This is a genomic window from Mycolicibacterium phocaicum, from assembly GCF_010731115.1.
Classification (GTDB): domain Bacteria; phylum Actinomycetota; class Actinomycetes; order Mycobacteriales; family Mycobacteriaceae; genus Mycobacterium; species Mycobacterium phocaicum.
In genome coordinates, this window is the sequence record NZ_AP022616.1 from 74,589 (window position 1) to 99,562 (window position 24,974).

26 protein-coding genes are annotated in these 24,974 nt (G+C 68.5%); 13 read left to right on the top strand and 13 right to left on the bottom strand.

The window, feature by feature from the left end; all coding sequences use genetic code 11:
* Window positions 1-5: 5 nt before the first annotated feature.
* The 6 genes from G6N46_RS00380 to G6N46_RS00405 form a co-directional block, all read right to left on the bottom strand.
* Window positions 6-1,688: a medium-chain acyl-CoA ligase Mig gene (locus G6N46_RS00380; protein ID WP_407665069.1), complete on the bottom strand. Its 1,683-nt coding sequence runs from the start codon at window positions 1,686-1,688 to the stop codon at window positions 6-8.
* Window positions 1,689-1,845: 157 nt separating this feature from the next.
* A complete protein-coding gene (locus G6N46_RS00385) occupies window positions 1,846-1,983 on the bottom strand; it encodes a CstA-like transporter-associated (seleno)protein (RefSeq protein ID WP_322790394.1) in 138 nt (45 codons plus the stop codon).
* Window positions 1,983-4,265 carry a carbon starvation CstA family protein gene (locus G6N46_RS00390; RefSeq protein ID WP_174814005.1) on the bottom strand — a complete coding sequence of 761 codons (2,283 nt, stop codon included), beginning with the start codon at window positions 4,263-4,265 and terminating at the stop codon, window positions 1,983-1,985. Before G6N46_RS00390 ends, G6N46_RS00385 begins: the two co-directional genes overlap by 1 nt.
* 45 nt (window positions 4,266-4,310) lie before the next feature.
* Complete coding sequence (locus G6N46_RS00395; RefSeq protein ID WP_138249882.1) at window positions 4,311-5,837, bottom strand: ATP-dependent DNA ligase; 1,527 nt, start codon at window positions 5,835-5,837, stop codon at window positions 4,311-4,313.
* Between the two features lie 32 nt (window positions 5,838-5,869).
* Window positions 5,870-6,232, bottom strand: coding sequence for a GatB/YqeY domain-containing protein (locus G6N46_RS00400; RefSeq protein WP_138249881.1), 363 nt, complete (start codon window positions 6,230-6,232; stop codon window positions 5,870-5,872).
* 55 nt (window positions 6,233-6,287) lie between these two features.
* Window positions 6,288-7,814 (bottom strand): molybdopterin-dependent oxidoreductase, encoded by a 1,527-nt coding sequence (locus G6N46_RS00405; RefSeq protein WP_138249880.1) that lies wholly within the window; start codon window positions 7,812-7,814, stop codon window positions 6,288-6,290.
* A 101-nt stretch (window positions 7,815-7,915) separates the two neighbouring features.
* On the opposite strand from G6N46_RS00405, the gene G6N46_RS00410 reads away from it, so the two are divergent.
* Complete coding sequence (locus G6N46_RS00410) at window positions 7,916-8,968, top strand: phosphotransferase family protein (RefSeq protein ID WP_163692518.1); 1,053 nt, start codon at window positions 7,916-7,918, stop codon at window positions 8,966-8,968.
* Here G6N46_RS00410 and G6N46_RS00415 read toward each other — a convergent pair.
* A complete protein-coding gene (locus G6N46_RS00415; protein ID WP_138249878.1) occupies window positions 8,959-9,708 on the bottom strand; it encodes a sulfite exporter TauE/SafE family protein in 750 nt (249 codons plus the stop codon). The two genes, G6N46_RS00410 and G6N46_RS00415, sit on opposite strands and share 10 nt — an antisense overlap.
* 106 nt (window positions 9,709-9,814) lie before the next feature.
* Here G6N46_RS00415 and G6N46_RS00420 point away from each other — a divergent pair, with 106 nt between their 5' ends.
* The 3 genes from G6N46_RS00420 (at window position 9,815) to G6N46_RS00430 (ending at window position 12,256) form a co-directional block, all read left to right on the top strand.
* Window positions 9,815-10,819, top strand: a complete 1,005-nt coding sequence (locus tag G6N46_RS00420) for a DUF294 nucleotidyltransferase-like domain-containing protein (RefSeq protein ID WP_138249877.1) — start codon at window positions 9,815-9,817, stop codon at window positions 10,817-10,819.
* Between the two features lie 17 nt (window positions 10,820-10,836).
* Complete coding sequence (locus tag G6N46_RS00425; protein WP_234880712.1) at window positions 10,837-11,622, top strand: Fic family protein; 786 nt, start codon at window positions 10,837-10,839, stop codon at window positions 11,620-11,622.
* A gap of 154 nt (window positions 11,623-11,776) precedes the next feature.
* A complete protein-coding gene (locus G6N46_RS00430) occupies window positions 11,777-12,256 on the top strand; it encodes a 2-isopropylmalate synthase (protein WP_138249875.1) in 480 nt (159 codons plus the stop codon).
* Between the two features lie 27 nt (window positions 12,257-12,283).
* Here the strand turns inward: G6N46_RS00430 and G6N46_RS00435 are convergent, their stop codons facing one another.
* Window positions 12,284-13,765 carry a cytochrome P450 gene (locus tag G6N46_RS00435; protein WP_138249874.1) on the bottom strand — a complete coding sequence of 494 codons (1,482 nt, stop codon included), beginning with the start codon at window positions 13,763-13,765 and terminating at the stop codon, window positions 12,284-12,286.
* A gap of 127 nt (window positions 13,766-13,892) precedes the next feature.
* Here G6N46_RS00435 and G6N46_RS00440 point away from each other — a divergent pair, with 127 nt between their 5' ends.
* Window positions 13,893-14,525 (top strand): TetR/AcrR family transcriptional regulator, encoded by a 633-nt coding sequence (locus tag G6N46_RS00440; protein ID WP_138249873.1) that lies wholly within the window; start codon window positions 13,893-13,895, stop codon window positions 14,523-14,525.
* A 9-nt stretch (window positions 14,526-14,534) separates the two neighbouring features.
* Complete coding sequence (locus G6N46_RS00445; RefSeq protein ID WP_138249872.1) at window positions 14,535-15,392, top strand: SDR family oxidoreductase; 858 nt, start codon at window positions 14,535-14,537, stop codon at window positions 15,390-15,392.
* Between the two features lie 19 nt (window positions 15,393-15,411).
* Here G6N46_RS00445 and G6N46_RS00450 read toward each other — a convergent pair whose 3' ends face one another.
* Genes G6N46_RS00450 through G6N46_RS00460 form a run of 3 tightly spaced genes read right to left on the bottom strand, consistent with a single transcriptional unit; the run spans window position 15,412 to window position 18,192 of the window.
* Complete coding sequence (locus G6N46_RS00450; RefSeq protein WP_138249871.1) at window positions 15,412-16,572, bottom strand: AAA family ATPase; 1,161 nt, start codon at window positions 16,570-16,572, stop codon at window positions 15,412-15,414.
* A complete protein-coding gene (locus G6N46_RS00455; protein ID WP_138249870.1) occupies window positions 16,572-17,600 on the bottom strand; it encodes a DNA polymerase IV in 1,029 nt (342 codons plus the stop codon). The genes G6N46_RS00450 and G6N46_RS00455 overlap by 1 nt, the downstream gene beginning before the upstream one ends.
* Window position 17,601: 1 nt before the next feature.
* Window positions 17,602-18,192, bottom strand: coding sequence for a TetR/AcrR family transcriptional regulator (locus G6N46_RS00460; protein ID WP_061001679.1), 591 nt, complete (start codon window positions 18,190-18,192; stop codon window positions 17,602-17,604).
* A gap of 147 nt (window positions 18,193-18,339) precedes the next feature.
* On the opposite strand from G6N46_RS00460, the gene G6N46_RS00465 reads away from it, so the two are divergent.
* From G6N46_RS00465 to G6N46_RS00495, 7 genes are all read left to right on the top strand, one after another.
* Window positions 18,340-18,879 (top strand): NADPH-dependent FMN reductase, encoded by a 540-nt coding sequence (locus tag G6N46_RS00465; protein WP_138249869.1) that lies wholly within the window; start codon window positions 18,340-18,342, stop codon window positions 18,877-18,879.
* 177 nt (window positions 18,880-19,056) lie between these two features.
* The gene (locus tag G6N46_RS00470) at window positions 19,057-20,340 is read left to right on the top strand and encodes a PucR family transcriptional regulator (RefSeq protein WP_138249868.1); all 1,284 of its coding nucleotides are present in this window, start codon (window positions 19,057-19,059) and stop codon (window positions 20,338-20,340) included.
* Between the two features lie 108 nt (window positions 20,341-20,448).
* Complete coding sequence (locus G6N46_RS00475) at window positions 20,449-20,994, top strand: RNA polymerase sigma factor (RefSeq protein WP_029105818.1); 546 nt, start codon at window positions 20,449-20,451, stop codon at window positions 20,992-20,994.
* Window positions 20,991-21,698 (top strand): Rieske (2Fe-2S) protein, encoded by a 708-nt coding sequence (locus G6N46_RS00480; RefSeq protein ID WP_138249867.1) that lies wholly within the window; start codon window positions 20,991-20,993, stop codon window positions 21,696-21,698. Before G6N46_RS00475 ends, G6N46_RS00480 begins: the two co-directional genes overlap by 4 nt.
* A 199-nt stretch (window positions 21,699-21,897) precedes the next feature.
* Window positions 21,898-22,230: a cupredoxin domain-containing protein gene (locus tag G6N46_RS00485; protein WP_407665180.1), complete on the top strand. Its 333-nt coding sequence runs from the start codon at window positions 21,898-21,900 to the stop codon at window positions 22,228-22,230.
* A complete protein-coding gene (locus tag G6N46_RS00490; RefSeq protein WP_138249866.1) occupies window positions 22,227-23,156 on the top strand; it encodes a metallophosphoesterase family protein in 930 nt (309 codons plus the stop codon). The genes G6N46_RS00485 and G6N46_RS00490 overlap by 4 nt, the downstream gene beginning before the upstream one ends.
* The gene (locus G6N46_RS00495) at window positions 23,153-23,518 is read left to right on the top strand and encodes a hypothetical protein (RefSeq protein ID WP_138249865.1); all 366 of its coding nucleotides are present in this window, start codon (window positions 23,153-23,155) and stop codon (window positions 23,516-23,518) included. Before G6N46_RS00490 ends, G6N46_RS00495 begins: the two co-directional genes overlap by 4 nt.
* Window positions 23,519-23,669: 151 nt before the next feature.
* Here the strand turns inward: G6N46_RS00495 and G6N46_RS28490 are convergent, their stop codons facing one another.
* Both G6N46_RS28490 and G6N46_RS28495 read right to left on the bottom strand, forming a co-directional pair.
* Entirely contained in the window at window positions 23,670-24,107 is a 438-nt protein-coding gene (locus G6N46_RS28490) for a transposase (protein ID WP_235688616.1), read from the bottom strand.
* A 385-nt stretch (window positions 24,108-24,492) separates the two neighbouring features.
* Window positions 24,493-24,885 carry an IS110 family transposase gene (locus tag G6N46_RS28495; RefSeq protein ID WP_235688617.1) on the bottom strand — a complete coding sequence of 131 codons (393 nt, stop codon included), beginning with the start codon at window positions 24,883-24,885 and terminating at the stop codon, window positions 24,493-24,495.
* Window positions 24,886-24,974: the final 89 nt, after the last annotated feature.

Below are 24,974 nucleotides of genomic sequence, written 5' to 3' on the forward strand. Positions count from 1 at the left end.
GCGGGCTAGTCCTGGAGCGCCTGCTCCTTGGCCCAGCGGTAGTCGGCCTTGCCCGCGGGGCTGCGGACGATGGTCGGCCGGAAGACGACCGCCTTGGGCAGCTTGTAGCGGGCGATGGACTCCGAGGCGTGCTTGATGAGTTCGGCGGCGTCGGCCTCGGCGCCGTCGGCCAGCGCCACGACGGCGACGACCTCGTTGCCCCAGCGCTCGCTCGGGCGTCCGGCGACGACGACGTCGACCACGGAAGGGTGCGAGGCGATGGCGGATTCGACCTCTTCGGCGAAGATCTTCTCGCCGCCGGAGTTGATGGTCACCGAGTCGCGGCCGAGCAGCTCGACGGTGCCACCCTCCAGCAGCCGGGCCCGGTCGCCCGGCACCGCGTAGCGGATGCCGTCGATCACCGGGAACGTCTTGGCCGTCTTGGCCGCGTCGCCCTTGTATCCGAGCGGCACGTAACCCTCCTGGGCCAGCCAGCCGTTGCCCTCGTGGCCCGGAGCCAGCAGCGCGGAGAAGTCCTCCGAGACGATCCGGGTGGCCGGGCCGGCGGTGAAGGTGCCGCTGGACACGTTGGCCTTGGTCGACACGTGCGACATCTGCGCGCCGGTCTCCGACGAACCCACGCCGTCGATCACCATCGCGTTGGGCAGAGCGGCGACGAGCCGGCCCTTCACGGCCGGGGTGAACAGCGCGCCACCGTTGGCGACGATGACCAGCGAGGTCGGGTCGTGGCTGCCGTCGGCGATCGCCTCTTCGATCGCGGTGACCAGCGGCCGGGCCATGGCGTCACCGACGACCGTCGCGATGGCGATCTTCTCGCGCGCGATGGTCTCGACGATCTCCTTGGCGTTGAAGCCCTCGACATCCTTGGCGAACACGATGGTCTGGCCGTTGTTGATGCCGGTCATCACGCCCCACTGCGCGGCGCCGTGCATCAGCGGCGGCAGGATCATCATCCGCATCTCGCCGGCGGCCGAGGCCCGGTCGACGATCTCCTGGGCCGACTGCGCCGGCTCGCCCGTCATCGCGTTGCGGCCGCCGAACGAGGCCATGAAGATGTCGTGCTGGCGCCACAGCACGCCCTTGGGCATACCGGTGGTGCCCCCGGTGTACAGCACGTAGAGGTCGTCGGGCGACGGCGTCACCGGCGGCGGCGGGACATCGGTGGTCACGATGGTCTCGTAGTCGACGGCACCCGGCAGCAGCTCGTTGCCCGAGCTGTCGGCGATCTGGATCAGTACCTTGAGGTTCGGCAGCTCTGGCAGCACCTCGGCCAGCGTCGGAGCGAACGCGGCGTGGTAGATCAGGGCGGAGGCACCCGCGTCGTTCAGCAGGTACTGCAGCTCGGCCTTGACGTAGCGGTAGTTGACGTTGAACGGTGCCACCCGGGCCCGGAAGGCGCCGAGCAGCGATTCGACGAACTCGGGGCCGTTGTAGGCGTAGATGCCGACCAGGTCCTGCCCGACTTCGTGGCCGGCCAGCTGATCGCGCTCGGTGTGCACGCCCAGGCCCTGTGCGTGCAGGTAGGCGGCGAGCCGGTTGGCGCGGGTGACGACCTCGGCGTAGGTGAAGCGGCGATCGCCCTGAATGATCAGGGTCCGGTCCGGGATGGCTGCAGCGACGGCGTCGGTGACGTCGGAAACCGTGAACAGCACGTTTCTCCTAAAGCTGGTCGGGCAACAACTGGACATCTGTCCATACAGGAATTTAGTACCACGGAGTGAGGGGCGTCTCTTTTGGTACCACCCTGTGCGGTGCCGACAGCGGTGTGCGTCCACTGTGCGGACGGTTGTGTAGACGGTCGTTGCCCGCCGGCCCGACGGTCAGCTGTTCACCTGGCGTGCCCGCTCAGCAGCAGCGGCCCTGCGGGTTGCGATCCGCGGCGCGGTGCCGCGCCTTCCAGTACTCGCGCTCGGTCAGCGCCGGCTCGCCGGTGTGGCTGCGACGGTGGTGGTCCAGATACCGGGCGTAGTGGTTGTCGCCCATCAGTGATGACCAGTACCAACTGATCTGGCGTGCGAGTCGGGCAGCGCGTCCCATTGCTTCTGCACCTCCTTCTCGATGTCGGTGGCGAAGAGGCCGCGCGGGGCGAACCGCCGCGACGGCACCGCCTCGTCGTCGGTGAGGGGCCGGCCGCCGCCGCGGATGGCCTGGATGGCGACGACGATGCCGACGACCACGACGATCACCACCAGCAGCGCGAACACGATGGACAGCGTGCCCTGAATGAAGGTGTTCCGGATGACGGCGTCGATCTGGTCGGGGTTCTTCGCGGAGCCGAAGCTCGTCTTGCCGGCCGCCTCGGCCGCCACATACTGCGAATGCTGTTGCCAGTAACCGATTTTGGGGTCGTGGGAGAAGATCTTCTGCCACGACGCGGTGAGGGTGACCAGGGCGTCCCAGAACAGTGGCAGCCCGGGAATCCAGGCCCATTTCAGCAGGCCCTTCTTGATCACCACGACGGTGACGACCGTCAGTGCGATGGCGGCGAGCAGCTGGTTGGCGATACCGAACAACGGGAACAGCGTGTTGATGCCGCCGAGGGGATCGGTGACGCCCATCAGCAGGATGCTGCCCCAGCCCGCGACGACCAGGAGGCTGCAGCTCCACGCGCCGATCCGCCAGCTGGGATCGCGCAGCTTCCGCAGGGGCCCCCCGAGATTGCCCAGGGCATCGGACAGCATGAAGCGTGCGACGCGGGTGCCGGCATCGACGGTGGTCAGGATGAACAGGGCCTCGAACATGATCGCGAAGTGGTACCAGAAGGCCTTCATGCTCGACCCGCCGAACACCTGGTGCAGTACTTCCGACATGCCCAGCGCCAGCGTCGGTGCGCCGCCGGTACGCGAAACCACCGAGTGCTCACCGACATCGGTGGCGGCAGTGGTGATCTCTTGTGCGGTGATCGGGGCTCCCGAGAGGCCCAACCCGTTGGCGTAGGTCGCGGCGGTTGCCGCGGTGGGGCCGGTCGCCGCCCCGGGGGAGTTGATGACGAAGTACAGGTGCTGGTTGATGATCGCCGCGGTGATCAGCGCCATGATCGCGACGAACGACTCGGTCAGCATGCCGCCGTAGCCGATGAGCCGCGTCTGCCCTTCCTTCTCCAGCAGCTTCGGCGTCGTGCCCGAGGAGATCAGGGAGTGGAAGCCGGACAGCGCGCCGCACGCGATGGTGATGAACAGGAACGGGAACAGCGCGCCGGCGAACACCGGACCGTCGGCCCGGGTGGCGAACTGCGACACCGCGGGAGCCGACATGACCGGGTGGGCGATCAGGATGCCGACGGCCAGCAGCGAGATGGTGCCGACCTTCATGAACGTCGACAGGTAGTCGCGCGGCGCGAGCAGCAGCCACACCGGCAGCACCGACGCGGCCAGGCCGTAGACGATGATGCACCACGACAACGTCACCTTGGACAGCGTGAACCAGTCTGCACCCCAGGAGGTTTCGGCGACCCAACCGCCCGAGACCACCGCGAGCAGCAGCAGCGCGACGCCGATGAGTGTCACCTCGGACACCCGGCCGGGCCGCAGGTACCGCAGGTACAGCCCCATGAAGATCGCGATCGGAATGGTCATCGCGATGGAGAACACGCCCCACGGGCTTTCCGCGAGCGCGTTGACCACGACGAGAGCCAGCACAGCCAGCAGGATCACCATGATCACCAGCACCGCGACGATCGCGGCGATACCGCCGATGGGCCCGAGCTCGTCGCGCGCCATCTGGCCGAGCGAGCGGCCGCGCCGCCGCGTCGAGATGACCAGCACCAGGTAGTCCTGCACGCAACCGGCGACGACCGCGCCGATGATGATCCAGATGGTGCCCGGCAGGTAGCCCATCTGCATGGCCAGCACAGGGCCGACCAGGGGGCCGGCGCCGGCGATGGCCGCGAAATGGTGACCGAACAGCACCCGGCGGTCGGTCGGCATGTAGTCGGTGTCGTTCTCGAGGAGCTCGGCCGGGGTCGCGTGATCGTCGCGGGGTTTGACGATCTTCATCTCGATCAGCCGCGCGTAGAACCGGTATCCGATGACATACGTACAGATCGCGGCGATGACGAACCACACCGCGTTGACCGTCTCGCCACGCGCGAGGGCGATTACGGCCCACGCCACGGCGGCGACCACGGCGATGACGCCGAAGATCACCCGATGTCGGGTGGTGATGGGCGAGCGGTCGATGATCGCGACCGGTGGCAGGTCCGGGTCGGTACGCACATAGGTGACGTCCCCGACGGATTCGCCGGGGTGCGCGGTGGCTTGCGACATGCCCCACATCCTGTCATCGGTTGGCCCCGGATCGCGGGGTAACACTCAGCGTTCGTACAGCGACCGGACGGAGTCGATGGTGTCGGCTTCTTCCGGCCGCTTGTCGTCGCGGTAGCGCAGCACCCGGGCGAACCGCAGCGCCATCTTGCCGGGATAGCGGCTGGACCCCTGCACGCCGTCGAACGCGATCTCGACGACCTGCTCCGGGCGCAGCCGCACGACGTAACCGTCCATCGGGCCGTCGGCCAGTTCGGTGAATCGCGCGGTCTGCCAGTCCAGCATCGCGTCGGTCATTCCCTTGAAGGTCTTGCCCAGCATGACGTAACCACCGGTGGCCGGATCACGCGCTCCCAGATGGATGTTCGACAGCTTGCCCGTACGCCGTCCGGAACCCCACTCGACCGCGAGCACCACCAGATCGAGCGTGTGCACCGGCTTGGCCTTCAGCCAACCGGCCCCGCGCCGCCCCGCCTCGTAAGGCGATGCCGGGTGCTTGGCCATCACGCCTTCGTGGCCCGCGGCCAGCGTGTCGTCCAGGAACCGCTGGGCGACAGCCGAATCGGAGGTGACGCAGCGCCGGACCCGCAGCGGTTCGGGAACGACCTCGTCGAGCACGTGGCGGCGGCGCTCGGCCGGCTGGTCCAGCAGGTCCGTGCCGTCGCGGTGCAGGATGTCGAAGAAGTACACCGAAAGGGGTTGCGCCCCATCATCGGCGCGTTTGCCGATGCGGGAGGACGTGACCTGGAACCGGTGCGGGCGGCCGTCGGGGCGCATGGCCAGGGCCTCGGCATCGGCGATCAGGTCCGTCACGGGCAGGGCCAGTACCGCGGTCACCACATCGGGTACGCGCGCGGTGATGTCGTCGAGGCTGCGGGTGTAGACCGACACGTCGGTGCCGGACCGATGTATCTGCAGCCGGACGCCGTCGAGCTTCGTCTCGAATATCGCCGTGCCACCGAGCTTTTCGAGGGCATCGCCGACATCGGTGGCGGTCTGGGCCAGCATCGGGCTCACCGGGCGGCCCACGGTGAGGGTGAAGCGCTGCAGGCCCGCGGCGCCGTCGGACAGCACGGCGGCGGCGACCGTGGCCAGGTCGCCGCCGAGCATCGCGGCACGGCGCACTTCCGCGGCGGCGATGCCGGCGGCCTTCGCCACGGCGTCGGCCATGACCCCGGCCAGCGCGCCCTGACGCAGCCCGCCACTGAGCAGCCCACGCAGGAAGGTCTGCTCGACCTCGGTGGCCGCCCCGAACAAGCCACCGAGCAGCGCGGTGCGCGCGGCCCCCGAACCCGGGCCGGCGACCGCCTTGATGGCCGTCAGCGTGGCGTCGACCTCGATGACCGTCAGCGTCGAATCGCCTGCGGCCGGCGGCGGCAGCGCGCGCAGCGCCGCCCAGCCGACCCCGATCTGCCGCTGCGGCAGCTCACCGGACAGCCAATGCACCACCATGGCGACGGTGGCCGGATCATCGGCCGTGGTCCCGAGGAGAGCTGCGATGCGGGCGATCTTCGCGGACCGGGCAGACACCGCACCGACTTCGGCCGAGGCCGTGGCGACGTCGGAGAGCAGCATGACCCCAGCTTGGCATGGGGCACCGACAAAGTTCAGTCGCTGCCGAGTAGCGCACGCAGGACGGCGGCCTCCGCCTCGACCTGCGCGGCCCGGTCGTCGCGGCCGGCCGACCGTAGCTGTCCGGCCGCAGCTCGACGCTCGTCTGCCTCGGTGCCGATCAGTTCCCGGATCTGGTCCTCGGTGAGTCGTCGGCGGGCGACCTCGGCGGCGCCGAGACCGTGGGCGCTGTCGGCGATGGCGCCGGCCCGCGGCAGGGGTACGTCCGGGGTCTCGGCGTTGTCGATGGCGCTGAGTGCGCTGCGGAGCGCCGCGACCGCAACGTCGTCCTTGGCCTTGCGCGCCGCGATGAGCCGGGACCGGAGGCCGGCGCGCCACTGTTGGGCGGGTTCGGTCATCCGGTCACTGTAGTGAAGCGGATCCGGCTCGCCAACTGAACATTTCGGATGCCGGTCAGGCGACGGTGAAGGACACCGAGTGCCAACCCGTCGCGCCATCGGGAACGACGTCGGCGACGTCCGAGGTCTGCAACGCGCCGGTGCCATCGGTGGCGCGGACGGTGATGGTGTGCCGTCCGGGCCGGTCGGCCTGCCAGGTGTAACTCCACAGCCGCCAGGTGTCGTTCGAGTACGCGGCGCCCAGTGTGGCCGGCCGCCACGGGCCGTCGTCGATCCGGACCTCCACCGCACGGACCCCGCGGCCCTGCGCCCACGCGACGCCGCCGAACGTCGCCGTACCCATCGGCACGCCGGACCCGGCGCGGGGCACGTCAATGCGCGACTCGGTCTTGATGGGCCCGCGCGCGGACCAGCCCAACTTCGTCCAATAGGCCTCGGCCCGATCGAATCTGGTGAGTTCGAGGTCGACGAGCCACTTGGTCGCCGAGACGTAGCCGTACAGACCCGGCACCACCAGCCGCGCCGGGTAGCCGTGTTCGGTCGGCAGCGGTTCGCCGTTCATGGCGACGGCGAGCAACGCGTCGCGGTTGTCGGTCAGTGCCTCGACGGGGGTGCCCGCGGTGAACCCGTCGATGGACTTGGACAGCACCATGTCGGCATCGGGGTGCACACCGGCCCGGGCCAGCAGGTCGCGCACGCGGTAGCCGGTCCAGGTGGCGTTCGATATCAGGTTGCCGCCCACCGGGTTCGACACGCAGGTGAGCGTGACGACCTTGTCGACCGCCTCGAACTGGGCCAGCTCATCGAAATGAAAGCTGACTTCGCGATCGACCATCCCGTGGATCCGCAGCCGCCAGTCCTGGCGCTGCACCTGCGGGACGGACAGCGCGGTGTCGATGCGGTAGAAATCGGCCGTCGGAGTGATGAACGGTGCTAGGTCCACGCCCGCGGGCTGCACCTCGGGCGGTATCGGCGGGCCGGGCACCTTGGGCGCCGGCGGGGTGTAGGCGCTGCGGTCACCCGCGGCCGACGACGCGGCGCGGCCCAGCACCGTCCCGATGACGCCGGCGAGGGTACCGGCGGCGAGGAAGCCCAGCGCCGCCAGCGATCGGCGCCGGCCGGGATCGGTATCTGCTCCCGTTTCCGGGGCTGGGCGACTCACGCGATCGGCGACCAGCAGCCGCAGAACCGCGATGCCCGCCGCAGCACCCACGAGCGACGGGATGACGTCGACCGGGCGAGCGCCGCTGCGCGACAGCACCGCGGCGCCGCCCAGTACCCCGGCCAGCCCCAAGGCGATACTGCCGAGCTTCCGGTCCTCGAATTGTGCTGTCACCATGGCAATCACCGCGATGACCACGAGCACCGACACGGTCAGGAACAGCTTGTCGTTGGTGCCGAAGGTCTGGATCGCCCACTCCTTGACCGGCCCGGGCGTCAGGTCGATGACCACCGATCCGACCGCGGTGCGGGAATCGGCATGTGGCCCAAGCGGAATCGCCAGCAGCGCCGCCGCCCCGAGCGCAACGGCTGCGGCCGCGAGGCCGGCCAGCGAGCGGTGCGGATCCAGTCGATGTGCCACACCGCCACAGTACGGCGCGCCCCGGTGACGAGCCCCGAATGAAAACGGATCGTAAGAATTGGCTGCCTGTTCGGCTGATCGCGGGCCAGAATCACTGCATCATGCAGCCGACTCTGACCGACCGTGACCGAGACATCGTCCAGAACTGGATCCGCGCCGAGGGGCTGGGTGAGCACGTCACCTCCGTCGAGCCACTGACCGGCGGCACCCAGAACATCGTGGTGCGGTTGCACATCGACGGCCGCCCGGTGGTGCTGCGCCGACCACCCCTGCATCCCCGGCCGACCAGTGACAAGACCATGCAGCGCGAGATCGCGGTACTGCGGACCCTGGCCGGCACCTCGGTGCCGCATCCCGCCTTCATCGCCGGCTGCGAGGACCCGTCGGTGCTCGGCGTCGTCTTCTATCTGATGGCCGAGGTCGACGGCTTCAACCCTGGCGAGGAACTCTCGCCGGCCTACGCCGCCGACGCCGGGCTACGGCATGACGTCGGGCTGTCCTATGCGGCGAGCCTGGCGCAGCTGGGCAACGTCACCTGGGAAGGCAGCCCGTTGGCCGCCATCCGCAAGCCGGGATCGTTTGTGGCACGACAGGTTCCGCAGTTCGTCGGGCTGCTCCAGAGTTACCGGCATGAGCACTACGACCCCGAATCGCTCGACGGTGTCGCGCAGTTGGCGACCTGGCTGACCGACAACCGGCCGCCCGATGGCGAACCCGGCATCATGCACGGCGACTGCCACCTCAACAACGTCATGCTGCGCCACGACCGGCCGGAGCTGGCGGCGTTCGTCGACTGGGAGATGTGCACCATCGGCGACCCGCTGCTGGATGTGGGCTGGATGCTGGTGTGCTGGCCGACCGCGCCCAACGCGATCGTCGTCGGCGCCGCGCTGGCGGAGGCCGGTGGCCTGGCCGGGCGGGATGAACTGCTGGACGCCTACCTCGCCGCGGGCGGCCGCCGCACCGAGCATCTGGACTGGTACATCGCGATGGCCTGCTTCAAATTGGGCATCGTGATTGAGGGCACCTGGTCGCGGTTCCTGGCGGGGCTGGCCGACCGCGAGGCGGGGGAGAAGCTGCACGCGTCGGCCACCGAGCTGATCCACCTGGGTGTGCGAGTGGCCAAGGGCGACAACCCGTTCCCCTACCGGTAGGCGTCGTAGCCCAGCTTGACCGCCAGCGCCAGGCCGGCGACCGCGATGGCCAGTCGCAGTGGTGTCGCGGGAGCGTGGCGGACCACGATCGGGCCGAGCCGGGCACCGATCAGGCAACCCAGGCCGAGTGGCCAGACGGCAATCCAGTGCACCGGCGCCAGCGCGATGAAGCCGATGGCGGCAACAAAATTGGCGGCGCCGAGCACGACGTTCTTGGCGGCGTTGGCATGGGCGAGCGATTCACTGCCGCCGTGCAGGAACAGTGCCAGCAGCATCACGCCCGCCGCGGCGCCGAAATACCCGCCGTACAGACAGATCGCGAAGATGGCGACGGAGATCAGCACCGAACGCAGGCGGCCGGGCTCGTCGTCCGCGCCGCGTCGCTGCGGTATCGCGATGGTGAGACTCGACAGTGCCAGCAGGATCGGCACCACCTGCTCGAAACCCTCGGCGGGCAGCGACAGCAGCAGTGCGGCGCCGGCCGCGCCGCCGAGGATGGCCATCGGCATGACCCGACGCAGCCAATGGCCCATGCCCTCGAGTTCGGGGAGCGAACCCCACACCGATCCGATGGTGTTGAACGTCAGCGCGACGGTGTTGGTCACGTTGGCCGCCACCGGCGGCAGCCCTGCCATCAGCAGGGCCGGGTACGTCGCGACGGAGGCCAGCCCGGCGATACTCCCGGTCAGACCGCCCGCGACACCGGCGGCGAGCAGAAGTAACGCGTGCTGCCAGCTCATCGCGGCACACCCTACAACCTCGCGATTTGTGCACGACAATCCGCGCTGACCGCGGAAAACCGTGCACGAAACGCGGAGGTAACTGTCGTCCGATAGAAACATCTGCATGTCCTCCGCTGATTTCGGCGTCGACGCCGCCCTCGCTGCGATCCGCGCGGCAGACGGCGAGGACGCGCTGCGGTCGGGAATCGAACAGGCCCTGCAGGCGGTGCGGGCGGCGGCGCGCGCGTCGGCCCCGGCCGGTGAGGTCGCGGCTGCGTGGTCGCGGGCGCTCCGATCCGGTGTCGCCGCGGCCGTGCGGTTGACGCCCGGCCCGTCCTGGTCGTGGTTCGTGTCCGGCAGCGTCGCGCGGGGCGAGGCCGTGGCGGGCTCCGACGTCGAGACGCTGGTGGTGCTGGCGGACGACGCCGCGCGCGACGAAGCGCTGGCGGCAGCGGCGCAGGTGCATGCCGTCCTGGAACGGTGTGGCGTGCGTGCGGACGCCAACGGCGTGCTGGCCAGCCGGCCGCGGTTCTGCCGATCGGCGAGCGCCTGGTCCGACGGCATCGCGCACTGGACGTCCGACCCGCGGGTGGACCGCGGCGTCGTGATGACCGGTGTGCTGGCCGATTCCCGCGCCGTCCAGCTGGCCGACGACGATGTGGCCGAGGACCTCCTCCGGGCACAGGTGGTGCGTGCGGCCGTCGCCAACTACCCGGCCCGGCAGTACCTGCTACAGGATGCCACCACGTTGCGGGCGACATTCCCCTCCCGGCTGCGCATGCTGGCCAACCAGTCCGACGCCGTCGACCTCAAGCCGGCGGCGATCGATCCGCTGGTGAAGATCGCCCGGTGGGCGGGGGTGTCGGCAGGTGCCACCGCGCTGTCGACGCCAGGTCGGCTCGACGCCGGTGGCGCGGCGAATGTCCTTGACGCCGATGATGTTTCGACGCTGCGGGACTGTTTCGCCGCGTTGGCCAGATTCCGGTGGACGTCTCGTGTCGGCGCCGATCAGGTGGTGCTGTCGGAGTTGCCGCCACAGGAGCGGGCCATGCTGCGCAGTGTGGCCCGCGAGGTGGCCGGTGTCAGCCGCAAGCTGGCCTATCTCGCGTCGACGTCGGCGTTCCGCTGATGGTATCGGAGTCCACCGTGACCGCTCGCGCGGCACAGCACGCAGTGCACCAGACCCTGGCCGCCCAGCGCATCGAAGGTTGGGAGCCCCAGCCCGCTCACATCGTCGAGCTGGGTGCACTGGCGTCCGGCGCGCTGGCATTCGACGATTACCTGGCACGGTGCCGTGCGCAGTATCCGCCGACGCCGGTCCGGCGCCGGTTGCTCCGCCGCCGGGCGCCGTATCTGATTCCGGGAACATCGGTGCTGCGCAACAACTTCGGTATCGAGCACGGACCGGACCTGGCGGCCGTGGAGTTTCAGGTGACGGCGGGGCGAATGGTGTTGTGGCACTGTCGGCAATCCCCGGCGGAGGCGGAGATCGACATCCGGTCCCTGCACCGGGAGCTGTTCGGTGACGTCTACGAGTGGGCGGGGGAGTTGCGTACCGTCGACATCCGCCGCGGTGACTCGGCGTTCACCTGGCAGGTCGACGTCGCCGCCGGATTGGCGGAAATCCAGCTTGCCGCAACGGCATTGGCGGATACCGGTACCGCGCACGACGATCCGAGGCTGGCCTGGGAACTGGCCCGGCTGTACGCCCGCTACAACCAGATTCACCCGTTCCGGGAAGGCAACGGACGCACCGGGATGCTGTTGCTGCACGCGCTCGCCGGCCGGTGCGGGCGGGAACTGGACTTCACCGGTGTCAGCCGGGCCGCCTGGTATTCCGCATCGCGGGACAGCATGCCGCTGCACCGGGACGGGCGCCTCAGCCACCGGCCGTTCCTGTGGCTGCTCAATCCGGCGGTGAAATCGCCTTGACCCGGGGCGCGGTCGCGGACTAACCTCGGCGACCATGCTTCACATGCTCGTAGTAGCCAGTACCCACAGCGGGGTCTGATCCTGACCGACCCCTCGCTGTGGGTCGGACGCTACTACCAGTCGGTCACTCCTTTCGAGCAGAAAAGACCGACGCATGTTCACCTCCACCGCCATTTCCACCACGCGTTTCGCGGATCTGTTCGACCGTCCCGTGCCGCGTGACCTGCGCGAACACGCCGAAACGATGTGTCACGACACGTTCGTCGACCACTACGGCCACCAGGGTGGTCCGATCCGGCTGGGCAGCTGGGGCGCCGCCGGCGACGACGACCGTCGTCGCGGCATCACCGCTGCGCGCCGGTACCGCGCCAGCATCGCCGTCGGCGATCGCATCGCGACCTCGACGGCCGCCGCGACCGGCCCCGTCGCGGCCCTGACCGCGATGCTGCACGAGCGCGGCGTGGCCGTCGAGATGATCAAGTTCCATCAACTGCCCGCCGTCGGCGGCGGTATCGCGACCTTCATCCACGGCAGCGACGGCGTGCGCGCGGAGTGGGCCATGGGCTGGGCCCGCGACCCGGTCCAGTCGGCGCTGCGGGCCATGATCGCCTGCGCGAACCGGCTACACGCCTAGTCCCGGCGTGGAATCAGCGGCGGGAGATCAGCGAATGGGCCGCAACACTATCGGCATGCCGTCGACCGGAACGGCCATGCCGCCGTAGTCGTACCAGGGCTCGTAGCCGGGGTGCGGCAGCTCCAGGCGGTACCGGCGCAGCAACCGGTGCATCACGGTCTTGATCTCCAACTGCCCGAAGACCATGCCGATGCACTTGTGTGCACCACCGCCGAACGGGGCGAAGGCGTAGCGATGCGACTTGTGTTCGCTGCGCGGCTCGGCGAACCGTTCGGGGTCGAACCGCATGGGATCGGTCCACAGTTCCGAGAGCCGGTGGTTCATGCCGGGCCAGGTCACGACGTCGGTCCCGGCCGGGATGTAGTAGCCCAGCAGTTCGGTATCCCGAACGGCGCGGCGGAAATTGAAGCCCAACGGGGTCTGCAACCGCAGCGACTCGTTCATCACCAGGTCATAGGTTTCCAGCTTCTCCAGCGCCTCGATGTCGAGTGGGCCGTCACCGATGCGCTCGGATTCCTCGCGGAGTCTGTCCTGCCACTGCGGGTTGGCCGCCAGGTGGTAGGCCATGGTCGTCAGGGTCGACGTCGTGGTGTCGTGGGCGGCCATCATGAGGAAGATCATGTGCGCGACGATCTGGTCGTCGGTGAAGGTCTGCCCGTCTTCGTCCTGCGCATGACAGAGCACACTGAACATGTCGGTGCTCTCGGAGCGACGCTTCTCCGCGATCGAGCTCGAGAAGTAGTCCTCCAGCGTCTTGCGGGCCTGGACCCCGCGCCACCACGCGAAGGGACGCACCGGCTTACGGATGATCGCGTTGCCCGCCCGCGTCGTGGTGGTGAAGGCCTGGTTGATGGTGGTGACGAGCTTGCGGTCGGTGCCGGCGGGATGCCCCATGAACACCTCGGACGCGATGTCGAGCGTCAGCTCCTTGACCGCCGGGTGGAACAGGAAGCGGGGGTCGTTGGCCACCCAATCATTGGCGAGCACCTTGGTCGCCACGGAATCGATGTGGGACACATAGCCCGTGAGCCGCGAGCGGGTGAAGGCCTCCTGCATGATGCGGCGGTGGAACATGTGCTCGTCGAAGTCGAGCAGCATGAGACCACCCTCGAAGAACGGCCCGATGACGGGATCCCAGGCGCGCTGCGAGAAGTCCTTGTTGCGGTTGGAGAACACGGCCTGGGTCGCATCCGGACCGAGCGCCATGATCTGCGACAGTGCCGGCGTCTGCGCGAAGTACAGCGGACCGTGCTTGCGGTAGAGCTCCAGGACGTAATCAGGCCCGCCGCGGAACACCTCGATCAGGTGGCCGATGATCGGCAGTCCGGAGTCGCCCATGATCGGCTTGAGGCCGCTGCCCGGCGGCGGCTCGGCGAGGACGAACTGGTCCCACTCAGTGGCCCGCAGACGCTGCTCGATGATGCCCATGCCCGGCACCGTGACCGGCGTCGGCTTGAGTCGCCGCATGGCCTGATCGAGGAGGTAGTTCGGGGTGCTGATGGTCGCCATCCAGGGATTCCTGTCTGCTCTTGATGCTCTTTTGTGGTGAAAGTCACCACCTGTTGTCATCTTGGCTGCCATACTTGACGCGTGTCAAGTTTTGATTTGGCGTGTCGGCGATGACATCGTGAGCGCCATGAGTGCTGAAGTCGAGACGGCCGACAAGGGCCGTAGCCGCGGCGACAAGCAACGCGACGCCATCATCGAGGCGGTTCGCGAACTGCTGGAGGAGCGGCCGTTCGCCGACCTGTCCGTCAGCACCATCAGTGCGCGCGCCGGCGTCGCGCGGTCGGGCTTCTACTTCTACTTCGACTCGAAGTACTCCGTCCTGGCCCGGATCGTGTCCGAGGCCATGGAGGAACTCGACGAGCTGACCCACAACTTCGCGCCGCGCGAGCCCGACGAGTCGCCGGCGTCCTTCGCCAAGCGCATGGTCGGTAGTGCGGCCGCGGTGTTCGCGAGCAACGACCCGATCATGGCGGCGTGCACCATCGCGCAGAACACCGATGCCGAGATTCGCGACCTGATGGCCGATTTCGAGGACGGTGTGATCGCCAAGATCGTCGGCTTGATCGAGCAGGACGCCGGTAGGCGCCCGATTTCCGATGACCTGCCCGCATTGGTCCGCACTCTGGTGTCGACGACCGCTATGACGCTGTCGCGCGACAGCGCATTCATCGGACGCGGCGGGGACGCGCAACGCGCCGTGGAGATCGTCGAGCGGTTGTGGCTCAGCGCCTTATGGGGTGGGGCAGACCTGCCTGTGTAGGGTCGGGCCATGACGCGGTGGAGCGGCTACGCAGGCAAGCGGTGTTTCGTGACGGGGGCGGCCAGCGGCATCGGCCGCGCGACGGTGCTCAAGCTGGCGCAACAGGGCGCGGTGCTCTATCTGACCGATCGTGACGCCATCGGGTTGGAACAGACCGTCGCCGACGCCCGGGCGCTCGGCGGCGAGGTGGCCGAACACCGCGCGCTCGACATCTCCGACTACGACGCCGTCGCGGCCTTCGCCGCCGACATCCACAGCCGGCACGAGGCCATGGACGTCGTGCTCAACATCGCCGGAATCTCGGCCTGGGGCACCGTGAGCACCCTGACCCATCAGCACTGGCGCTCGATGGTCGACGTCAACCTCATGGGGCCCATCCACGTCATCGAGACCATGGTCCCGCCCATGGTGGCCGCGGGCCGCGGCGGTCGTCTGGCCAATGTCTCGTCGGCCGCGGGCATCGTCGCGCTGCCGTGGCACGCCGCCTACAGTGCCAGCAAGTACGGCCTGCGCGGGGTCAGCGAGGTGCTGCGCTTCGACCTGGCACGGCATCGCATCGGGGTGTCGGTCGTGGTGCCCGGCGCGGTGAAAACGCCTCTGATGCAGACGGTTCAGATCGCGGGCGTGGATCGCGACGATCCGCAGGTGCAGCGCTGGGTGGCCAGGTTCGCCGGGCACGCGGTGTCGCCCGAGCAGGCCGCGGACAAGCTGTTGTCCGGGGTGGCCAAGAACCGGTTCATGATCTACACGTCGCCCGACATCCGGGCCCTGTACCTGTTCAAGCGGCTGGCGTGGTGGCCCTACAGCGTGTCGATGCGTCAGGTGAACGTGTTGTTCACGCGCGCCTTGCGGCCCAAGCGTGCCTGAACCCCAAAGCTGCTGAGCTTCAGCGCTTTCCCCAGTCCCACGGCGGCGCGGTGAGCATGGTCTGGCCGTCGATCTGGGTTTCGCCCCACTGCTTGACCAGTTCGACTTCGCTCGCGTCGCACGCGGCCAGCCGCTCGCGCAGCCGTGCCGAGTGGGTGACGACGACCACCTGCGTCTTGCGTGCGGCAGCGGCGATCATGTCGGCGAGCGGGCCCACCAGGTCGGGATGCAGGGACGTCTCCGGCTCGTTGAGCACCATGAGCGCAGGCGGCTGCGGCGTCAGCAGGGCGGCGCCCCAGAGCAGGAATCGCAGTGTGCCGTCGGATAATTCGGCCGAGCGCAGCGGACGGAGCATGCCGCGTTGGTGCAGTTGCAGTTCGAACAATCCGCTGTCGGAGCTCACCGAAATCTCGGCGCCGTCGAATGCATCGGCGACAGCACGCGGCAGATCGTCGAACCCGGCTTCAAGGATGGTCTGCACGGCGGCGGCCAGGTCGTTGCCGTCGTTGCTCAGCACCGGAGTGCGGGTGCCCACCTGGCGGCGGCGGGCCGGCGCGTCCCGGTCGACGCGGAAGCCGTCGTAGAAACGCCAGTCGCGCAATCGGTCCCGGACCGCGGCCAGCTCGGGCAGCGCCTCGGGGTTCGCGTACTCCGCGAGGACGCTGCGGTAGCTGGGCAGGGCGCGGGTCAGTTCGTCGAAACCGCGGCCCGAGTCGGATGCCACCTCGGCGTAGGTCCGGGTGCGACGGACCAGAGCGCTGCTGGGCCGGGGAGAAGGCCCGGCGAACACGGTCTCGCGCTTGATCTCGGGGTCCTGACCGAACATCGAGTTGTGGCCGGGGTCCTGCGGCAGGCCGAGGTCGATGAAATAGCCGAAATCGGTTGCCGCGAAGCCGAGTTCGAGCGACACCGGCCGGGTCCGGCTGGTGCCTTCGGTAGTACCCGTCCGGCGCGCGCCACTGGTGTTCTCCGGCCCGGCCCACAGCACCGACTGCAACCCGCCCTCGCGGGCCAGTGACCCGATGACCTCGCCGCGTCCGCAGTCGGCCAGCAGCCCCAGCGCCCGGTACACCGACGACTTGCCGGTGCCGTTGGCCCCGGTCACCACGGTCAGCTCCGACAGTGGCAGGACGATCTCGCGCAGCGACCGGTAGCCCCGGATGGCGATGGTGGTGAGCACTACTTCGGCATCTCCAGTTCCAGCCGGACCCCGAGCAGCCGCACCGGCCGGTCCATTTCGAAGTCGTGCAGCAGGTCGATCGCGGTCCGGGTGATGGTCTCCAGATCCGTACCGGCCACCGGCAACTTGCGAATCTTGGTGCGGGTGAAGAACGTCTTGGTTCGTACGGTCACGGCTACTCGGGTGACGATACGGCCCTGCTCGACGATCTCATCCAGGGTCCGCCGGGCCAGCTCGCCGACCGCGGCGTCCATCTCGGCGATATCGGTGAGGTCCGCAGGGAACGTCACCACATGGCTGCGGGACCGTGGCACCCACGGTTCGGCCGTCACGTTGCTGTCGCCGCCGCCCTTGGCGAGCAACAGGATCCACAACCCGGTGGTCGGGCCGAACGTCGACGTGAGCAGCTCGGCGTCGGTGCGGGCCAGCTCGGCGACGGTCGTGATGTCGAGCTCGGCAAGCTTTTTCGCGGTCTTGGGTCCCACGCCCCAGAGCGCGTCGACCGGCCGGTCGCCCATGACCGTCATCCAGTTCTCGGCGGTGAGTGCGAAAACCCCGGCCGGCTTGCCGAATCCGGTGGCGACCTTGGCGCGCTGCTTGTTGTCGCTGATGCCGACGCTGCACGACAGGCCGGTCTCGGCAGCGATCACGGCGCGAATCTTCTCGGCCAGTTCGAACGGATCGTCTACGGCCGCACCGACGTACGCCTCGTCCCAGCCCCATACCTCGACCGGATGGCCGAGGTCGCGCAGGAGGCCCATCACCTGTTCGGAGGCTTCGTCGTAGGCCGGCGCGTCCGAGGGCAGGAAGACGGCCTCCGGGCATTTGCGGGCGGCGGTGCGCAGCGGCATCCCGGCGTGGACGCCGAATTCCCTTGCCTCATAGGAAGCGCACGTGACCACCTTGCGGGGCTCGGTGGGGTCACCGCTGCCGCCGACGATGACGGGTTGCCCGACCAGCTCAGGGTGACGGCGCAATTCGACGGACGCCAGGAACTGATCGAGGTCGACGTGCAGTACCCACGTCATCTCAGGTCCCGCAAAGCTTGCGCGCCACGCTTTCCCACGCGTCGCCCTGTGCCTGCAGGCTGTGACCCAGATCGTCGCGCTGGTGGCTGACGTAGTCGGCGTCGAGAAGGGCCAGTAGGGCATCGGTCTGGGCGTCGAGGTCTCCCGTGGTGCCGGCGGTGTGCAGCAGCATCCGGACGTGGGTGCGGTGGACGGCTGCCGCGGCTCCGAAGCGGCTCTGCGGATCACGCCCGGCGTCGGACAGCAGGGCGCGGTGCTGCCAGACGAACTGGAGGCGGTCGCGGCCGTAGGCGAGTAGTCGTTCCAGTGGCGGTGCGCCGGGCCCAAGGGGAGGTGGGCCGAACATCATGGCGTTCTGCTCGACCTGCTCGTCCTCGTCGAGGAGCACGAGCATGAGGCCGGAACGGCTGCCGAACCGGCGGAACAGGGTGCCTTTGCCGACACCGGCCTCGGCCGCGATGTCGTCCATGGTGACGCCGTCGGAGCCGCGCGCGGCGATGAGTCGGCGGGCCGCGTCGAGAAGCAGGAGCCGGTTGCGCGCCGCATCGCCGCGCTCGACCGGCGCAGCCGGACTCATCGGCAGACCTGCCATCGGCAGGTTCGCGGGCCGCAGTTGCGCCACCCCGTCGCTCATGAAAAAACTTTAACTCAGGCGGAATGAATCGGACCGCAGTCCGGTTGACTCATGCGAGGATCGGTTCGCCGGAACGGTCCACAGAGACAAGCTAGGGGAGAGAAAATGGCAGATACCAAGGTCCTGGTCCTGGTCGGCAGCCTGCGCGCGGCCTCGTTGAACCGACAGCTCGCCGAGGTGGCGGTCGAATCGGCGCCTGAGGGCGTGACGGTACGGGTGGCGGACGGACTGGCCGACCTGCCGTTCTACAACGAAGACATCGACAACGACTCGGCTCCCGAGGCGGTCGTCGCGCTGCGCCAGATCGCGGGTGACGCGGACGCGATCCTGGCTGTGACCCCGGAGTACAACGGCACCATTCCCGCCGTCTTGAAGAACGCGATCGACTGGCTGTCGCGCCCGTACGGTTCCGGCGCCGTCGCCGGCAAGCCGCTGGCGGTCATCGGTACCGCGCTCGGCCAGTACGGCGGGGTGTGGGCACATGACGAGAGCCGCAAGTCGTTCGGCATCGCCGGTGCGGATGTCGTCGACGTCAAGCTGTCCCTGCCGGCGTCGGCGTTCGACGGCAAGCATCCGCGTGAGGCGGCCGAGGTCGTCGAGGGCGTGCGTGGCGTGGTCGCCAAGCTGGCCGCCGAGGTCGGCTGAATCCACCTCAGCTGAGCGTCAGGGCCGCCGGTATCCGCGAACGGATATCGGCGGCCCTTCGCTGTGTGCCTGCTGAGCGGCACCGCGGCGAAATATCCGGTAGCTGTCATCCTTCGGGGACAAACGGGCCGACGACGAACTACGGTTTGGGGGTGGCCGGGAAAACAGGCAGTTAACGTGGCCGGTGGCGCAGACCGCACCGGCGCGGGTGACGCGTTGACGCAGGCGGTGGCCGGAATCGGCATGCGATTGGACGCTCGGCTCGCCGACATCACACGCTCTGTCTCGGAACTGCTGGTGGCGGATATCCGCGAGCTGCGCGACGAAGAGCAACTCCAGCAGGTCCTGGCCGATTCGGTCGCGGCGAACATCGATGCGTTCTTCGCCGCGGCCCGGCACGGAATCTCGATCGACCTGTTGCATGCCCCCGCGGCCGCGCTCGAGCATGCACGCCGGTTGGCGCAACGCGACATCTCGGCAAACGTCCTGGTGCGGTCGTACCGGCTCGGCCACCAGGCGGTACTGAAAGAGGTGCTCGAGGAGATCCGGGCCGCGAAACTCGATCCGGGATTGGGCCTGGACATTTTCGACGTGATGTCGACGATCTCGTTCAACTACATCGACAGGATCTCGCAAGAGGTCGTCGAGGTGTACCAGCAGGCGCGGGAGAGCTGGCTGGAGAACCGAAACAGTGTGCGCGTCACAGAGATTCGTGAGCTGCTGGCCGGTGGCGATGTCGATATCGATGCCGCGACGGTGGCCATCCGCTATCCGTTGCAGCGCACCCACCTCGCGGTGCTGCTGTGGTGCGACGACTCCGAGGACCGGCTGGCCGAGATGGAGCGGCTGATCCAGCAGTTCGCCGCGTCGATCGGTGCGGCCGACTCACCGCTGTTCGTCTCGGTCGATCGGGCCACGGCGTGGGCCTGGGTCGCGGTGCCCGCGGCGGTCATCGCGGAGGCGGTGACATGGCTGGGGAGTCTGGTGCCGGCCGATGGGCCGTATGTCGCCGCCGGGACTCCGCAGTCCGGCGTCGCCGGCTTTCGGCTGTCGCACCGGCAGGCCGAAGACGCCCGCGCCGTCGCGGTGGCGTCGGGCCCGCAGCGGCGCCGGTTCACCGCGTTCGGCCACCGTGGCATCGCGCTCGCGGCCCTGCTGGGGACGAACGTCGATGCGCTGTCGGCGTGGGCCACGGAAGTGCTTGGCCCGCTGGCCTGTTCGACAGACGGTGACCAGCGCCTGCGCGAGACGCTGCAGGCCTTCCTCAAGGCGGGCGGCAGCAACAAGGCCGCGGCCGAGGAGCTGCACCTGCATACGAACTCGGTGAAGTACCGGGTGCAGCGGGCGATCGAACGCCGGGGCCGGCCCATCGAGGACGACCGGCTCGACGTCGAGGTGGCGCTGCTGCTGTGCAGTCTTTTCGGCGACCGGCTGCTCGATCCGGTCGACGACGGCGGGTGAGAGCGGCTGATGATGTCGCTCGTGGCGGCCCGATGTAACCCCGGAGGCTATCTACATGGCGAAGTGGTCCCGCGGCGTGCCGGGCCGCACCGATGAGACGGGGCCAATGTGTCTGCGCAGCGTGACCCTGTGCACCGAACCCCACTGCGCGTGGTCTCGTCGGATTCCCGGTATCCCGACTGGGAGTCCGTCTACCAGGACAACGCGACGTGGGTGTACCGCACGATCTACGCGCGGGTCGGCAATCAGGCCGACGCCGAGGATCTCACCGCCGAGGTGTTTCTCGCCGCCCTGCGGCCGTTGCGGCTGACGGCAAGTGCTGCCGAGGTGCGGTCCTATCTGCGGAGTACCGCGCGCACGGTGCTCGCCGCGCACTGGCGCGAGACGATGGGGCGGGAGATCACCTGCATCGACCTCGATATCGAAGCGCCGCCGGAAGCCGAAGAGTCCATCAGCACCGCACCGGACCGTGTCGCCGCGGTGTTGGACGCCCTGCCGGACAACTATCGACGCATACTGGAGCTGCGATTTCTCCAGACCAAGTCGATCAAGGAGTCCGCAGCGGAGCTCGGTGTCAGCGTCGCCAACGCAAAGGTGTTGCAACACCGGGCATTACGACTGGCGGCACAGATCAACGAGAAGGGCGAGCCATGAACGCGCGGGGGTTGCGCCGGTACCTCGACGATCTGTTGCGCGGCCGCAAGCCGTCGCGGTTCACGCCCGACGACTTCGACGCGGCGCAGATGCGGACGGCGATCGACCTGCAGGCGGCCCGGCCCGGCGCCGACGAGCCGCGGCCGGAGTTCCTCGCCGATCTGCACGGCAGACTCGCCGCACAGTTCGACGGCGAGGAAGCGGCGGCGTCGAAGCCGGGTTGGCTGCGCGCCAACCGGCGTCAGGTGATCGTCGGGACATCGGCGGCCGCCGGTGCCGCGGTGGCCGCGGTCGCCGTCGACCGGGCTCTGGTGGGCCGCAGTGGGCCGGGCAACCAGGACACCGCGAACCCTGAGCTGGTCCCGTCCGCCGGCAGCTGGCAGAAGGTCGCCGACAGCGCCGACGTGTCGGAGGGGGCGGTGCATCCGTTCGACCTGGGCACGGTCGTGGGGTTCGTGCGCAGGGTCGACGGGAACGTGCAGGGCATCTCGGGCGTCTGCACGCATCAGGGCTGCCGACTCTGGTTCGACGGGCCGGACGACCGGCTGCGCTGCCCCTGCCATTCCACGTCGTTCGCCACCGACGGGCACGTCCTGACACATCAGCTGCCGATAGCGCCAAAACCCTTGCCGAAGTTCGATGTTCGTGAGGTGGGCGGCGTGATCGAGGTTTTCGCGCCGACGCCGCCGAGTCAGCCGGCCTGAGACGGTGTAACCCGCCGCCGTATCTGTTGGTGAGGGTGCGTGGACGCGCCCGAACCCGACGACTACGGAGGTTCCCGTCGTGTCGCGACGATCCCTGGTGGCGCTCTCCGGCGCAGTCCTGCTCCTGGCTGCATGCACCTCGACCGTTCCACAAAGCTCAACTGCAACCGCGGTTTTCAGTTCCGGCGTCACGCCTGGCATGTCGGGCTCCGGGTCCGGACCCGCGATGGGCTCGATGACGATGGCCCCGCCCGAACCGGGCCACCAGGCGCCGATGCCGGCCGGCCCGAACGCCGTCAACATCGACAACTTCGCGCTCGCGCCCGACACGCTGACGGTGCCGGCCGGAACGACCGTGACGTGGACCAACCACGACGAAGACCCACACAACGTCGTCGCCGAAGGCGGTCAGTTCCGCTCTCCGACAATGGGTTCCGGCGCCACCTTCAGCTACGTGTTCGCAGCGCCCGGCACCTACACGTACGTCTGCGGCATTCACCCCTTCATGCACGGGACGGTGGTCGTCAAATGAGTGACTCGCAAGGCGACCCGCAGCAGATGAACCGCCGCCAACTGCTCCGGCACACGGCGTGGTTCGGCGCCGCCGTGGGGCTGTCGGTGGTCGGCGGGGAAGTGCTGTCGCACGTCGCGGGCAGCTCGTCGGCCCCGGCGCAGCCGACGCTGCGCTTCGCGCAGGTCAGTGACAGCCACATCGGTTTCACCGGGGCTGCCAACACCGACGTCGCCGGCTCGTTCACCCATGCCATCGACACCATCAACAACCTCGGCTACACGCCGGATTTCGTCATCCACACGGGCGATCTGACGCATCTGGCCACGCCGGAACAATTCGACCAGGTCCGGCAGATGATGACCGGACTGCGCACCCCGCACGTGTTCACCGTTCCGGGAGAACATGATTCGGCCGACGACGCCGGCGCCAAGTACCGCCAGGCTTTCGGCGCGGGCACCCGCGGCGACGGCTGGTACAGCTTCGATATCGCCGGCGTACATGTCATCGCATTGGTGAACACACTGAACCTGAAGAAACTCGGCCACCTCGGCGTCGATCAACTCGAGTTCGTGGAGAAGGACGTCGCCGCGCTGTCGAGCGATACCCCGATCGTCGTGTTCAGCCACATCCCGTTGTTCGCGATGTATCCCGACTGGGGCTGGGGGACCGACGACTCCGCGCAGGCCTTGAGTTACCTGAAGCGGTTCGCCTCGGTCACCTGCCTCAACGGCCATGTGCACCAGGTATTTTCGAAGACCGAGGGCAACATCACGTTCCACAGCGGCACCACGACCGCCTACCCGCTGCCGCATCCCGGCGATGGTCCGGCACCGAAACCGCTGACGTTGCCGGCCGGCAAGCTGCACGACGCGCTCGGTATCCGTGAGGTCAGCTACCAGACCGGTCAGCACACGCTCGCGCTCAAGGAACGGACCCTGCTGTGACTCTTGTCTACCGTCTGGTGCTCGCGGCGGCCATGGTTGTCAGCGGCGGTGTGCACGCCTACCTCTATGTGCACGGGTACCGACACATCCCGACGATCGGCACCGGCTTCCTGGTGCAGGCAGCGGTGTTCTGTGCCGTCGGCGCGCTGCTGGCGGTGGGTGCGCCGCGGTGGTTCGGATGGGCCTCGGGAGTGCTGTCGGCGGGGGCATTGGCGGCGTTCGCGCTGTCGCGAACCGTCGGCCTGTTCGGATTCGTGGAGACGGGCTCCGAGCCGGTACCGTATGCAGTCCTCAGCGTGGTCGCCGAAGCGGTGGCCGTACTGGCGGCGGGGGTGTGGGCGGTACGCGCCACGCGGGGGTGATGGTCGCATCTGTCACGTCCGTCACGCGTGTACCACAGCAGTGGCGCCCGTCGCGCGGAAATCGGCGTAGCTGGCGACTTCCGTCGGGTCGAGCCCGGCGCGTCGCGAGCGGCGCGTCGCCGCAACTTGATGCTCCTATTTCTGTTAATAGTCAAGCGGCGTGGTTGAGCTGGGTGTTTAACCATTGGCGGTAGGTAGCGGCGAGGGTGTCGTCGCGTTTGAGGCCGCGTTCGAGGCGGGAGATGTCGTTGGGCCATACGCCGAAGTGGTCGGCGACGGCGGTGAGAGTGATGTTTGTGGCTCGACGAGCCGGGCGGAGGTCGCTGTAGTCGTCGATCGGGCTGGGTGCGGTGAGGTGTTTGAACATCTCGCGGGCGATAGCGCGTTTGAGCATCCGCAGGATCTCTTTTTTGGACCGGCCGGCGGCGGTCTGGCGGGTGACGTAGTCGCGGGTGCGTTGGTCGTGGGCCATGCGGACCAGGGCGATGCGGTACAGGGCGTTGTTGGCGGCGCGGTCGCCGCCGCGGGAGAGTCGGTGGCGGCTGGTTTTCCCGGACGAGGCCGGGATGGGAGCGACACCGGTGAGCATCGCAAAGGAGGCTTCGCTGCGGAGCCGTTGGGGTTGGTGCCGGCGGTGATGATCAGTTGAGCGGCGGTGTCCGGGCCGACGCCGTAGGCGGCCCGGAGTGCAGGATTGAATGCAGCAGTGAGGGTGTCGAGCTCAGCAGTGATTTCGTCGGCCTGATCTTGCAGGAAGGTGACGCGGCGGGCCAGTGTTTTGCAGGCCGTCAGTACTGAGACCGTGACGGGATCGTTGTGTGTAGCGGGTCGGCATCTGGACAGCGCGGCCACGAGCGTCAGCGTGGTGGTGTAGCCGCGGTAGCGCTCGCGTATCTCGGCGGGAGCGGTGACGAGGAGGTCCTTGATCTGCTGGATGGCTGCGGTGCGGGCTTTGACGGCGCCGCGACGGGCGGTCAGCAGGGCTTTGAGTGCATTGGTGTGGGGTCTTTGGGGACGGCTGGGCTGTTGCTGGCCAGCGCGGCGCGGGCGGCACTGTAGGCATCGAGCGGGTCGGATTTTCCTTGCCTGCGCCTGGCTGCCCGGTCGGGTCGGTTGACTTCAACGACGTGAATAGCGTTGGCCTGCAATGCTTGTGTGAGTCCGGCGCCGTAGCTGCTGGTGCCCTCGACTCCTGCGGTCACGATGTCACCAAAGCTGCGGGCCCAGCAGATCGCGGCCCAGTAGCCGGTGGGGTTGGTGCGGAATTCGGCGTCGCCGAGCGGTTGGCCGGTGTCGGTGATGGCGGCGACGTGGATGGTGTCCAGATGGGTGTCGGCGCCGATGACGACTCGGCGTGGGGATGTCACGATGGTGGTGTCCTCTCCGTAGTAATGAACCGTGCGGGTGGGTGACAACCCTGCGGGGCGGGCAGACAAGACATTGATGAGGAACGGCC